Source organism: Methylobacterium sp. NMS14P, from assembly GCF_028583545.1.
In the GTDB taxonomy this organism is placed as follows: Bacteria; Pseudomonadota; Alphaproteobacteria; order Rhizobiales; family Beijerinckiaceae; genus Methylobacterium.
The window spans coordinates 5,858,900-5,871,559 of sequence record NZ_CP087106.1 but is presented as its reverse complement, the minus strand read 5'-3'; the positions used below and the strand labels follow the sequence as shown (position 1 = coordinate 5,871,559).

General features: G+C 69.0%; 11 protein-coding genes, 1 tRNA gene and 1 pseudogene. 2 read left to right on the top strand and 11 right to left on the bottom strand.

From position 1 onward, the window contains the following. Nucleotides 1-11: 11 nt before the first annotated feature. The 8 genes from LOK46_RS27950 to aroQ all read right to left on the bottom strand — a co-directional run bounded on the left by LOK46_RS27950 (nucleotide 12) and on the right by aroQ (nucleotide 8,385). Nucleotides 12-668 (bottom strand): TetR/AcrR family transcriptional regulator C-terminal domain-containing protein, encoded by a 657-nt coding sequence (locus tag LOK46_RS27950; RefSeq protein WP_273561561.1) that lies wholly within the window; start codon nucleotides 666-668, stop codon nucleotides 12-14. A gap of 99 nt (nucleotides 669-767) precedes the next feature. Continuing rightward, nucleotides 768-1,412 (bottom strand): glutathione S-transferase family protein, encoded by a 645-nt coding sequence (locus tag LOK46_RS27945; RefSeq protein ID WP_273561560.1) that lies wholly within the window; start codon nucleotides 1,410-1,412, stop codon nucleotides 768-770. Between the two features lie 125 nt (nucleotides 1,413-1,537). After that, nucleotides 1,538-2,080: an acetolactate synthase small subunit gene (gene ilvN / locus LOK46_RS27940; RefSeq protein ID WP_020090724.1), complete on the bottom strand. Its 543-nt coding sequence runs from the start codon at nucleotides 2,078-2,080 to the stop codon at nucleotides 1,538-1,540. Nucleotides 2,081-2,162: 82 nt separating this feature from the next. Beyond that, a complete protein-coding gene (locus LOK46_RS27935; protein ID WP_273561559.1) occupies nucleotides 2,163-3,938 on the bottom strand; it encodes an acetolactate synthase 3 large subunit in 1,776 nt (591 codons plus the stop codon). Between the two features lie 408 nt (nucleotides 3,939-4,346). Further along, entirely contained in the window at nucleotides 4,347-5,792 is a 1,446-nt protein-coding gene (locus LOK46_RS27930) for an amidase (RefSeq protein ID WP_273561558.1), read from the bottom strand. A 207-nt stretch (nucleotides 5,793-5,999) separates the two neighbouring features. After that, nucleotides 6,000-7,079, bottom strand: a complete 1,080-nt coding sequence (gene pyrC, locus LOK46_RS27925) for a dihydroorotase (RefSeq protein ID WP_273561557.1) — start codon at nucleotides 7,077-7,079, stop codon at nucleotides 6,000-6,002. Nucleotides 7,080-7,090: 11 nt separating this feature from the next. Continuing rightward, nucleotides 7,091-7,792: an orotate phosphoribosyltransferase gene (locus tag LOK46_RS27920; RefSeq protein ID WP_273561556.1), complete on the bottom strand. Its 702-nt coding sequence runs from the start codon at nucleotides 7,790-7,792 to the stop codon at nucleotides 7,091-7,093. Nucleotides 7,793-7,935: 143 nt separating this feature from the next. Then, entirely contained in the window at nucleotides 7,936-8,385 is a 450-nt protein-coding gene (gene aroQ, locus LOK46_RS27915) for a type II 3-dehydroquinate dehydratase (protein ID WP_273561555.1), read from the bottom strand. A 191-nt stretch (nucleotides 8,386-8,576) separates the two neighbouring features. Between aroQ and LOK46_RS27910 the strand changes: the two genes are divergently transcribed. Together LOK46_RS27910 and LOK46_RS27905 are read left to right on the top strand one after the other, a co-directional pair. Then, nucleotides 8,577-9,419 carry a 3-keto-5-aminohexanoate cleavage protein gene (locus tag LOK46_RS27910; RefSeq protein WP_273561554.1) on the top strand — a complete coding sequence of 281 codons (843 nt, stop codon included), beginning with the start codon at nucleotides 8,577-8,579 and terminating at the stop codon, nucleotides 9,417-9,419. A gap of 506 nt (nucleotides 9,420-9,925) precedes the next feature. Further along, nucleotides 9,926-9,999 (top strand) — tRNA-Gly (locus LOK46_RS27905). A gap of 286 nt (nucleotides 10,000-10,285) precedes the next feature. On the opposite strand, the gene LOK46_RS27900 is transcribed toward LOK46_RS27905, so the two are convergent. The 3 genes and pseudogenes from LOK46_RS27900 to LOK46_RS27890 all read right to left on the bottom strand — a co-directional run bounded on the left by LOK46_RS27900 (nucleotide 10,286) and on the right by LOK46_RS27890 (nucleotide 12,460). After that, nucleotides 10,286-10,492: a hypothetical protein gene (locus tag LOK46_RS27900; protein WP_273561553.1), complete on the bottom strand. Its 207-nt coding sequence runs from the start codon at nucleotides 10,490-10,492 to the stop codon at nucleotides 10,286-10,288. Nucleotides 10,493-10,833: 341 nt separating this feature from the next. Then, nucleotides 10,834-10,965, bottom strand: a pseudogene (locus LOK46_RS27895) (IS481 family transposase); the annotation flags it as partial. A 268-nt stretch (nucleotides 10,966-11,233) separates the two neighbouring features. Beyond that, entirely contained in the window at nucleotides 11,234-12,460 is a 1,227-nt protein-coding gene (locus LOK46_RS27890; RefSeq protein WP_273561552.1) for a glycosyltransferase, read from the bottom strand. Between the last annotated feature and the right edge of the window lie 200 nt (nucleotides 12,461-12,660).

The following is a 12,660-nucleotide window of genomic DNA, read 5'->3' as shown; positions in this document are numbered from 1 at the left end:
TCTGTCTCCTCTTAAGCTTGGTGTTTCGGGTCGGGTTTGGCCCGGCCGTAGAGGGCCAGGAACTGCTCGACGGCGCGGCCCGCATCGCGCCGGATCTCGGCCCCGTCGAGGTCGAGGGTCTCGCCGAGCAGAAGTCGGATCTGGATATCCCGGCCGACGAGGCCGAAGAAGGTGCGGAAGGCGGCCTCGCTGTCGGCGAAGGTCAGCAGGCCGGCGGCGCGCCCCGCCTCCAGCACGGGCTTCACCCGTTCGCCGATGGCGAAGCGCCCGTTCGCCAGGACGATGCCGCCGAGGTTGCTCTTGCGCGAGCCCGCATGCGCGATGGCGATGCGGTTCAGCGCCACCGAGGTCGGGCCGGTGATGACCTCCAGCCACGTCACCGCGAAGTCCTGCAGGCGCTCCCGCAGGGTGGCGCCGTTTAGGACCTGCGCGCTGTCGTGCCCGGCATGGACCCGGGAGGCCTGCCAGCGCACCGTCGCGATCAGCAACCCGTCCCGGTCGCCGAACCACTTGTAGAGCGTCTCCTTCGAGCAGCTCGCCCGGCGCGCGACGGCGTCCATGGTGAGCTGCTCGCCGTCCTCGACCATGAGGCCGAGCACGGCGTCCAGCACCGCCTGCTGGCGTGCCGACGGCGCTTCCCGCTCTGCTGTGGCGCTGGCCTGCATCATCTCGAAATGGCGTACCGTACCGTACCGTACGGTACGCGCTCTAGGCCGATTCGCGGGCCGCGGCAAGGCCCCCGACGAGGGGGCCGAGACCGGACTCCGTCAGCGCGGCAGCGGCAGCCCCTCGCGGGCGAAGACGGCCTGGACGGCCGGGCGCTCGGCGACGCGGCGGGCATGGGCTGTCCAAGCCGGGAAGCGGCCGGCCATGTCGAACCGGAGCGTCGGTCCGTTCGCCCAGAACCAGAAGACCGTCAGGTAGGCGTCCACCACGCTGAAGCGGTCACCCACTGCCCAGCCACCGTGCGACAGGCGCACCTCGGTCATGGTGGCGAGATCGGCATAGGTGTTGGCGGCCTTCGCCTTGATGCCGTCGAAGGCGCTCTCGTCCTCGGTGTAGCGCTCCGGGCGGCGGACATGCGCGTAGGTCACGTGATGGTTGCAGGCGAGCCAGCCGAGCCACTCGTCGGCGGCCGCCTGTTCACGCAGATCCGCGGGCCACAGCGCCTTCTCCGGCACCGAGCGTGCGACGTGGCGCAGGATGGCCGCGCACTCGGTGAGCACCCAGCCGTCCTCGGTCAGCGCCGGCACGCGGCCGCGATCGTTGATCGCGAGGTATTCCGGCCGGCGCTGGTCCCCCGCGGCGAGATCGAGCTTGATGCCCTCGTAGGGCAGCCCGGATTCCTCCAGGATGATGTGGGCGGCGAGCGAGCAGGCGCCGGGGGCGTAGTAGAGGGAGCGGGCGGTCATGCGGGGTCCTTGATTGACGAACGCGGGCGCGGCGTTTTCAGCGACAACGGCCAGCCGGCTGTCGCCTTCAAATCCGACGACGGCTTCCGGCTCCCCCGAGCACCGACTGGCAGCGCGTCAGAAGCTCAGAGCGGCTCCGCCCCGCGCCCCATGGCGGAGATGCCGGTCCGGCAGATCTCCACCAGCCCGATCACGCTCATCAGGCGCACGAACCGGTCGACATCCTCGGTGGCACCGGTCAGCTCGAACACGAAGGAATTGAGCGTGGCGTCGAGGGTCTTGGCGCCGAAGGCGGCGGCCAGCCGCAGAGCCTCGCTGCGGTGCTCGCCCTCGCCCTTCACCTTAACCAGGCAGATCTCGCGCTCGATGGCGTTGCCCTGGAGCGTCAGGTCCACGACCCGGTGCACCGGCACCAGCCGGTCGAGCTGCGCCTTGATCTGCTCGATCACGGCGTTCGTCCCGGTGGTCACGATGGTGATGCGCGAGATGTGGCGCGCCTCCTCGGTCTCGGAGACGGTCAGGCTCTCGATGTTGTAGCCGCGGCCGGAGAACAGGCCCGAGATGCGGGCGAGCACGCCGGGCTCGTTGTCGACGATCACCGCCAGGGTGTGCCGGTTCACCGGCTCGACGCGGACGGCATCGGGGTAGTGGGTGTTCATCGCGTTCATCGCCGGCCTCGTCCTCGTCGTTCGACCCATCGCCGCCGCAGCGGCGGATCGCGGCCCGGCGGTCACGCCGGGCCGCCCGCCCTCACACCAGCATCTTGCCTTCCTCGGAGATCACGTCGCCGAGCTCGACGCCGGTCTCGCCGAGATAATCGGACAGGAGCATCTCGTTGTGCGCCTTGCCCGACGGGATCATCGGGAAGCAGTTCTCGGTCTTGTCGACGATGCAGTCGAAGATCACCGGGCCGTCGTAGGCGAGCATCTCCGCGATGGCGCCGTCGAGGTCGCCCGGCTTCTCGCAGCGCATGCCCTTGGCGCCGTAGGCCTCCGCGAGCTTCACGAAGTCCGGCAGGCTCTCCGAGTAGCTCTGCGAGTAGCGCGAGCCGTGCAGCAGCTCCTGCCACTGCCGGACCATGCCCATGTACTCGTTGTTCAGGATGAACACCTTGATCGGCAGGCGGTACTGCACCGCCGTCGACATCTCCTGCATGTTCATCAGGATCGAGGCCTCGCCGGCGATGTCGATCACGAGCCCGTTCGGGTGCGCGAGCTGCGTGCCGATCGCCGCCGGCAGGCCGTAGCCCATCGTGCCGAGGCCCCCGGAGGTCATCCAGCGGTTCGGCTCGTCGTACTTGAAGTACTGGGCGGCCCACATCTGGTGCTGGCCGACCTCGGTGGTGATGTAGGTCTCGCGGGTCTTGCAGGCCTCGTAGAGGCGCTGCACCGCGTATTGCGGCTTGATGATCGTGCCCGACGGCCAGTAGGCGAGGCAGTCCCGCGCCTTCCAGGCGCTGATCTTCTGGAACCACGGGTCGAGGTTCGACTTGTCGGGCCGCGACGGCAGGGCGCGCCACGCCTCCAGCATGTCGCCGAGCACCGAGGCGCAGTCGCCGACGATCCCGACATCGACCTTGACGACCTTGTTGATCGAGGAGGCGTCGACGTCGATGTGGATCTTCTTGGAGAAGGGCGAGAACGCGTCGAGCCGGCCGGTGATCCGGTCGTCGAACCGGGCGCCGACGCAGATCATCACGTCGCACTCGTGCATCGCGAGGTTGGCCTCGTAGGTCCCGTGCATGCCGAGCATGCCCAGGAACTTCTCGTCCGTGCCCGGATAGGCGCCGAGGCCCATCAGGGTCGAGGTGATCGGGAAGCCGGTCTCGCGGACGAGTTCGCGCAGCAGGCGCGACGCCTCCGGGCCCGAGTTGATCACGCCGCCGCCGGTGTAGAAGACCGGCCGGCGCGCGGTCGCCATCAGCTCGACGGCCGCGCGGATCCGGTCGGAGTCGCCCTTCACGGCCGGGCGGTAGGTCTTGTGGCTGGCGATCTCCGGGCGCTCGTAGAGGCCGGAGGCGAACTGGATGTCCTTGGGCAGGTCGACCACGACCGGGCCCGGCCGGCCGTTCGCCGCGACGTAGAACGCCTCGTGCAGGATGCGCGGCAGGTCGTCGATCGATTTGACCAGGTAATTGTGCTTCGTGCAGTGGCGCGTGATGCCGACCGTGTCGCATTCCTGGAACGCGTCGGTGCCGATCAGGTGCGTCGGGACCTGGCCGGTGATGCAGACCAGCGGGATCGAATCCAGCATCGCGTCGGTGAGGCCGGTGACGATGTTGGTGGCGCCGGGGCCCGAGGTGACGAGGACGCAGCCGACCTTGCCGGAGGAGCGGGCATAGCCCTCCGCGGCGTGGACGGCGCCCTGCTCGTGGCGGACGAGGATGTGCTTGACGGCGTTCTGGTGGAAGAGCGCGTCGTAGATCGGAAGTACGGCGCCGCCCGGATACCCGAACAGCGTGTCGACACCCTGATCCTGGAAGGCCCGGATGACCATCTCGGCCCCGGTCATGACCTCGCCGCCCATGCTCGTCTCCTCGCGCTCTCCGGGGCCACCGCGATCCCGTGATCGCCGCTCTGCCCCGTCCTCTCTCACCGCACCCTCATCACGCGGGGCGGTTCCCGCCTCGCCCGAAGGTGCCACTCGCCTCGGATATCCGTCCGTCCCGGTCCCGTCCCGCCCGGACGCGGGCAACAAAAAAGGGCCCCGAGGGACCCTGCATGCGCCACCGCCCGGATCGCGGCCCTAGCTCAGGGCCGCCCCGTCGGTGACGCTACCGTTACAATAAGGACCGTGGTCATCGGATATCCGAAGCTGCTCCGCGGCGGCCGCACGATCCTGGGATGGGTCATGGGTGGCGCGGGGAGTGTCGGGCCTCATAGCGGAGTGCGCGGGGCCGGTCAACGCATCCGTGCGCGCGTTCAGCCCGTCCCCTCACTCGACCGGCGGCGGGTAGCGGCGGACCCAGCTGCTGGCCGCGTCGTAGGCGGCGCCGAGCTGCAGGCAGGCGAGCTCGCCGTGGTTCGGGCCGACGATCTGGATGCCGGTGGGCAGCCCGCCCTCGCCGAAGCCGGCCGGCACGGCCAGCGCCGGCAGGCCCGACATCGTCGCGGGGATCGTGATCTGCATCCAGCGGTGGTAGGTGTCCATCGCCCGTCCGCCCACCGTCTCGGGCCAGCGCAGGGCCTTGTCGAACGGGAAGACCTGGGCGCTGGGCATGACCACGTAGTCGTAGGCCTCCATGAAGCGGCGCAGGGTCTCGTACCAGCGGGTGCGCCCCTCCAGCGCCGCGATGATCCGGTCGGCGCCGAGCGCCAGCCCGCGCTCGACCTCCCACGCCGCCTCCGGCTTGAGCAGGGCCCGGTGGCGGGGCTCGTCGTAGAACGGCCGGAGGTTCGCCGCGACCGTCAGCGCCCGCAGCACCAGCCAGTCCTGCCAGAGCCGCTCCATGTCGTAGCGCGGCGCCGCCTCCTCGACGGTGCAGCCGATCTCCGCGAAGGTCGCCAGGGCGGCGCGACAGACATCGAGCACGCCGGGATCGAACGGGATCTGGCCGCCGCAATCGCCGAGCCACGCGATCCGCGTCCCGCGGAAGTCGCGGACGAGCGGGCTCGCGAAGGCGGACGGGTCCTGCCGGATGGCGTTCGGGCAGCGCGGATCGTAGCCCGCCAGCACCGAGAGCATGAGGCCGATATCGCCGGGCGTGCGCCCGATCGCCCCGAGCACGCCGAGGTTCGGGCTGAACACGTCCTTGGCCTCGGCGGGGATCCGGCCCCAGCTCGGGCGCAGGCCGTAGCAATTGTTGAAGGCCGGCGGATTCCTCAGGGAGCCGGCATGGTCGCTGCCGTCGGCGACCGGCTGCATCCGCAGGGCCACCGCCACGGCGGCGCCGCCGCTCGAGCCGCCCCCGGTCTTCGCCGGATCGTAGGCGTTGCCGGTGGCGCCGTAGACCGGGTTGAAGCTGTGCGAGCCGAGGCCGAACTCGGGGATGTTGGTCTTGCCGATGAAGATCGCCCCGGCGGCGCGCAGGCGCGTCACCATGATCGAGTCGGTGTCGGCGACCCGGTCGGCGAAGATCGGTGAGCCCTGCGTGAACGGCAGCCCGCGGACCGGGTCGAGATCCTTCACGGCCAGCGGGAAGCCGTGCAGCGGCCCGACGGCGTCCCCCCGCGCCAGGGCGGCGTCGGCGGCCTCGGCCTCCCGCAGGAGCGCGGCATCGTCGGCGAGACCCACGAGGGCGTTCACCCGCGGGTTGATCCGGTGGATCCGCTCCAGATAGGCGCGCATCACCTCCGCGCAGGAGACCACCCGGCCGCGGATGGCGGCGGCGAGGTCCACCGCGCCCATCGCGGTGATGCCGTCCTGTCGCGCGTCCTGCATCGTACCCTCCTCCGGATCAACCGAAGATCGGTAACCGGAGGTTGGATCCAGGCAAAGATGGCTTCGGCTAATCGGATGGAGTGCCGATATCCGTCTTTGCGAGCGCAGCGAAGCAATCCAGTGTCGCGCGACAATCACCGATGGCGCGCTGCCCTGGGTCGCTTCGCGCCGCTCGCGATGACGGCGCGCTGTCCTCAGCCGAGGCCGTCACACCACCGACCAGGGCAGCGTCTCCTCGCCCCGGAACACCACCACGGCCGTGTCGTCGACCGCGACGGCCTCGGCGATGCGGCTCGCCCGGCGCTCCAGGGTGACGGTCCCGGCATTGGGCTCCAACCCGTGGAAGCGGGCCCCGTTGAGCGACGCGAAGGCCTCGAACTTGTCCAGCGCCCCCTCCTCGTCGAAGACCTGCACGTAGGTCTGGAGCGCGCTCGGGCCGCAGAACACGCCCGCGCAGCCGCAGGACGCCTCCTTGGCGCCGCGAACATGCGGCGCGGTGTCGGTGCCGAGGTAGAAGCAGGCCTCGCCCGAGGTCGCGGCCCGGCGCAGGGCGAGCCGGTGCCGCTCGCGCTTGGCCACCGGCAGGCAGTACAGGTGCGGGCGCAGCCCCCCCTGGAAGATGTGCGTCCGGTTGATCACGAGGTGGTGCGGCGTGATCGTCGCCGCGCACCGGCTCCGGTGCTCCCGGACCACGTCGAGGATCTCCGCCGTGGTGGCGTGCTCCACGGTGACCTTCAGCCCCTGATGGCGGTTGAGCAGCGGGATCAGGCTGCCTTCCATGAAGGCGGCCTCGCGGTCGAAGATGTCGATCTCCGGGTCGGTCGCCTCGCCGTGGATCAGCAGCGGCATGCCGATCCGCTCCATGCGCTCCAGCACGGGCGCGATCCCGAGGAGGTCGGTGACGCCCGCGTGCGAGTTCGTGGTCGCGCCCGCCGGGTAGAGCTTGGCGGCGACCCAGACCTTGTCGGTGAAGCCGCGCTCGATCTCGTCCGGATCGGTGTCGTCCCGCAGGTAGCAGGTCATCAGCGGCGTGAAGTCCTGGCCCTCGGGCAGAGCGGCGAGGATCCGGTCGCGATAGGCCTGCGCGGCCGCGACCGTGGTCACCGGCGGCACGAGGTTCGGCATGATGATGCCCCGGGCGAACTGCGCCGCCGTGTAGGGCAGCACCGCCTTGAGCATGGCGCCGTCGCGCAGGTGGATGTGCCAGTCGTCCGGCCGGCGGATCGTGATCCGGTCGGCCGGCTTCGCCTCCTGGCGCTCGGCGGGGAACAGCTCGGCGACGCCCATCGCGAAACCCCTCAGGCCTGACCGAAGGCGGAGATGCCGCCGTGGGCCGCGGACCACTCCGCGGGCGCGTTGAGGAAGCGCTCAACCTCTTCGAGCGTCTTCGGGTCGAAGGTGCCCATCTCCTTGGCCACCGCCAGCACGTCCCACCACGTGGTGAGGTAGTGGAGCTTGATGCCGATCTCCTCCATCAGCGCGGCGCTGCCGGGGAAGATGTCGTAGTAGAACAGCACGAAGCAGTGATCGACCTGGGCGCCCGAATCGCGCAGGGCCTTGCAGAAATTGACCTTGCTGCGCCCGTCGGTGGCGAGGTCCTCGACCAGCAGGGTCCGGGCGCCCTCGACGATCTCGCCCTCGATCTGGGCGTTGCGGCCGAAGCCCTTGGGCTTCTTCCGGATGTACTGCATCGGCAGCATCATCCGGTCGGCGATCCAGGCCGCGAAGGGGATGCCGGCGGTCTCGCCGCCCGCGATGTGAGTCAGCTTCTCGTAGCCGATCTCGCGCACGATCGTGGCGGTGGCGAAATCCATCAGCGCCGAGCGCAGGCGCGGGAACGAGATGATCTTCCGGCTGTCGGTGTAGACCGGGCTCGCCCAGCCCGAGGTGAACTTGAACGGCTCGTCCTTGTAGAAGAGCACCGCGCCGATCTCGAGGAACATCTTGGCCGCCTCGCGGGCGATCACTTGCCGGTCGAGGGGCAGGAAGGGACTGGTCATGCGGCGTGCGCGCTCCGCTTGGGGCGCTCTCCGGGGCCTTGAGGACCGGTCCGTCCGGAGAGCTCGCGTGGGAATAGGGCCTGACCGCCCTCCTCCGCCCTGTCTCCGCCAGCGTCAACCCTGATCGCGGCGCTATCCGCGCCTCAAGCAGCTCTGCCGGCCCGCAGATGCGCGAGGTGCCGGATCGCCAGGGCGTAGCCGTGCGTGCCGAATCCCGCCAGCACGGCCGTGGCCGCGAGCGAGATGTAGGAGTGGTGGCGGAAGGCCTCGCGCCGGTGGACGTTCGAGATGTGGCACTCGATCACCGGCACCTCGCAGGTGTTCAGCGCGTCGAGGAGCGCCACCGAGGTGTGGGTGTAGGCGCCCGCGTTGATGACGATGCCGGTGCAGCCGACGCGGTACTCGTGGATCGCGTCGATCAGCACGTGCTCGGCGTTGCTCTGGCGGAAATCGACCGCGAGGCCGAGGCTCGCGGCGGTCTCGCGGCACAGGGCCTCGACGTCGGCCAGCGTCTCGCGGCCGTAGATCTCCGGCTGGCGCTTGCCGAGCAGGTTCAGGTTCGGCCCGTTCAGGACCAGGACGGTGTCGTTCATCGTGTGCCTCGCGGACCGAGAGGTGCGGCAAGCGCCGGCGAGACACAAGTCCGGCGGGACACGAGTCCAGGCTGTCATCCGGCCCGAGATGTCCCGCGCACGGACCTGCCGCCCGCGCCGGACGGTTCAGATCGGGGTCCCGCGGCGCTATCCCGGTCGCGGAAGCCCGATGCGGTAGGGAGGACAGGCGGATGGCAGGATCCCGGAGCGACGCACCCGTGGTGATCGCGGTGGCGATCACGGGCTCGGTCCCGCGCAAGAAGGACAACCCGGCCGTTCCGGTCACCGTGCCCGAGCAGATCGAGTCGACGCATCGGGCCTTCGCGGCCGGCGCCACGCTCTGCCACATCCACGTGCGCAACGACGACGAGTCGCCCTCCTCCGACCCGGACAAGTTCGCGGCCGTGCAGGAGGGGCTGCGCCGGCACTGCCCGGGGATGATCGTGCAGTTCTCGACCGGCGGCCGCGGGCGCGACCCGGCCGCCCGCGGCCTCTCGCTCAAGCACCGGCCCGACATGGCCTCCCTGTCCACCGGCTCGGTGAACTTCCCGACGATCGTCTACGAGAATTCCGCGAGCCTCGTGACCGACCTCGCCGGCCAGATGAAGCAGTACGGGGTCCGGCCCGAGATCGAGATCTTCGACCTCTCGCACCTGCACGGCGCCAAGCGCCTCGTGGAGGCGGGCCTGATCGACGCGCGCCCGCACGTGCAGTTCGTCATGGGCGTCCAGAACGCGATGCCGGCCGAGGAGCACCTCCTCGACATCCTGCTCGCCGAGACAAGACGCATCCTGCCGGAGGCGACCTGGACGGCGGCCGGGATCGGCCGCAACCAGGCGATCGTGATGGACTGGGCGCTCGCCCGCGGCGCCGACGCGGTCCGCACCGGCCTGGAGGACAACATCCGGGTGACGAAGGACCGTCTGGCGGCCAGCAACGCCGAGCTGGTCGGCCTCGCCGCCGAGGCGGTGGCGCGCCACGGCCGCCGCGTCGCCACGCCCGCGGAGGCCCGCGCCGCGCTGGGCCTCGGCTGATCGGGCGCTGCTGGGCGCCGCTGGGCGCCCGGTGGAGAACGGTGTCGGATCGATGCGCCTCTCGACACGCACCCCGTTCCGGTGGCGGTCCCTGATCGTCGCCTGCGCCGCCGCGGCCTGCGCGTTCCCCGACCTGTCCTCGGAGGCTCTCGGGCAGAGCGGGCCGCCCGGGCCGGCATCGGCTGAGGCGCCCGTGAACGGGATCCAGACCGTCCGGCGCGGTGACACCGTCACGAAGGTCGACCGGACCGGCAAGGGTGCGGTCCTGTGCGTGCGCGGCATCCTGCAGGCGATGCGCGCCGTCGGACAGGCGTGCCACGACGGCGCCGACCCGGACTTCCAGCAGGAACTGCGAACCGCCCTCGCGCGCATCGATCGGTTCATCGCCGAGAACGCCCGGGACGGGACCGTCCCGTCCGGCGCCGGAAATGCGGGACGCCGTCCGCGCGGCGGCGACCCCGCCCCACCTTCTCACGGCCATCCCGGCGTGCTAACGGTCCGCCCGTGCGGGTGTAGCTCAATGGTAGAGCAGCAGCCTTCCAAGCTGAATACCCGGGTTCGATTCCCGGTACCCGCTCCAAGCCGTTTTCGCGAGCGCGAGCAATTACTTGAGCTCGGCGTCACGCGCATCTTTCAGCGGTCGCGGCGCGGGCCGATACAACGCTGATACAACACGCCTGAGCTGCTCGCTTGGCCGAATCACGTTTCCGTGATCGCGGTCGGCGCCGTCATTCCTTCGTGAAGGAGTGGATTGCGCTCCGCGGTTTCGATTCGCACTCACGGAAGCTTGCACCGTCGCGTTCGGTGGGAAGGCCTTCCGCGCACCGCTGGTGGGATGCGCGTCGGCACGGTCGTGTGACGCAGCATCAGCCGATCAGGATCTCGGCCGCCTTCAGCTCGACGAGGTTCGATACGTCGGCGTGCAAATCGACGGCATGCCCGGGCGCCGACAAGGATATCACCAGGGCATACCGCGCCTTGTCCGCGAAGCGCCGCTGCCCGAAGTGCGCTTTCCACCATCCGCCGACGGGGTAGACCGCAATCGAGTCGTGACCCGCAAGCTCGATCGCCATCCCGCGCCACAAGTCGCAATGGAGCGATCCGGCCTGGACAGCCTTGGGCCCGAGCTGCCAGCAACTGGTCTCGGGCTCGCCCTTCGAACCGTCCCCCTCTTGCGCCGAGGAGATGCGGTTCCGGAACTTCGCATCGGTCTCCGTCCGCTTCTTTGTGGATCGGCGCCGAATGATGCCCCTCCCACAAGCCCTTTTAAGTCATTGCAGCATCATCTGAAACGGGCTGATAAGTGGGGTCACGATCGGCGCCGATCGTGACCCCATCGAAAATAAATATTCTCGTGTTCTAGCAAATAATTAGTGAGAATTTGACCGGGGTCATGGTTTGACGCCGATAAACACTTGAGCGTTTGGTGCCAGCGCTCGATCTTGCCCTGCGTTTGGGGATGGCGGGGCGCACCGCGGATATGGATCATCCCCCGACGGCCGAGCCAGTCGGCCAGATCACCCGCGACGTAGGCTGCCACAGCGTCCGCTTCGGAGAATCCGCGAGTCGCGGCTGAGCGGCCGAGATGGGCGCGAAGCCGAACGTCCGGTTCTGCGCACTTTGACGATCCGGCATGACACAGTCGGGCCGAAAGCTGCCAGTCCGCTTCGGAGACGGTTCTCCGAAAAAGCAGTCGCAGGAGGTCTATCGGCGCGGACTGCGCAGTATCAACATGTCGGAAGCGAAGATCGGTTTCGGTCCTTCCAGCAGGGCGGCGATTCAAGCCCACGTTCCCGGAAACGTTCGCAGGTCCCTCAGGACGGATAGCGGATTGTGTCTATGCGGCTCTCTTCGATGAGTCGCACTGCTGCTGAAACGGGATCGGGATCGGAACGCATGCGTGCCGAGAGCGTCGCCGCATGCGCGACCGCATCAGCTTTCGAGATCAGGCGCAGTCCGCGTTCCAAGCTGTCACAAGTCAGTTTTCTGAAGGGTATGTGGCAGCCGACACCCAGCTGGGCCAATCGCGCGCCCCAGAACGGCTGATCGGCGAAGACCGATGCGACCACGGATGGCAGCCCCGCCATGACGACGGCATGGGTTGTTCCAGCGCCGCCGTGGTGAACGGCGGCTGAGCAACGGGGCAGCAGCCAATCATGGTCGATCGCGCCGACGAGGCGGATTTCCGGCGATGGGTCCTGCAGCGACGCCAAGGTCGACCAGCCGGCGCCCACGACCATGCGGCAATTGCAGCGGCGCGCGACCTGGCCGAGAAGGTTCAGCATCCGGTCAGGCTCTCGCACCGGCATGCTGCCGAGACCGACGTAGACCGGTGGTGGACCGGCCTCAAGCCAAGCGGCGAGTTGCGGCGCAAGGGCAGCCTCCCCGAGGCTCCGCCGCGCAGCCTTCGGGACCTGAAAGGAGCCGACAATGCGTTGCGTCGGGCTCCAGTCGGATGGCCGAGGGACGAGGTGTGACGAGAATGCCTGCACGGAGCACAACCCCGTCGCGGCGAGGCGCTGCTGGGTTGGCCGACGGGTAGAGGCAAGCCCCATGCGGCTGCGCAGAAGCGCGACGCTGTCGCGATGGGCTGCCCACCACAGGCGTTCAACCACAGCATACGTCAGGCGATGGAGCAGGCGCGAGCGGAGGTCTCGCGTGGTGACGAGGCTATGGGCGAAGTCGCCGGTGGGCATCAAAGGAGCAAGATGCAGCGCGATCAGGGGGATACCCTGCGCTTCGGCCATGACCGCCGAGTGATCCTCTGTAAGTACGCCAGCCACGATAACATCTGCTCCGTCGCAGATGCGCATCTGGTCCGCCAGAAGCAGATCCTGATGCGCGTGCATCAGGGTCTGCATACGTTTCATGATAGCCCGGACGTTACCGGACGCGAACATGGCTTGGCCCTCGGGCGAGTCCATGTAGGCCTGGGTGTCGAAGCCGATGCGCGCAATACGGACACCGCATTGGGCGGCCCACTCTAGGACATTGGGAGGGACCGCGAGGGTCACATCGTGGCCGCGGGCCTGCAGGGCCATCGCGAGGATTAGAAAGGGTTGGACGTCTCCGCGTGTCCCGAAGCTTGTAAGGGCGATCCGCACCGTGTCATCTCACTGCGTGCTGCGCTGCGAGCACTTTGCGAGCACGTCCGTCATCGCGTGCGGGATCGCGCACGCGAATGAGGGATCGTAGCGTATTGTGACGCGGCAGCCTGCTCGACTGCTCTTTCCTGGTCACC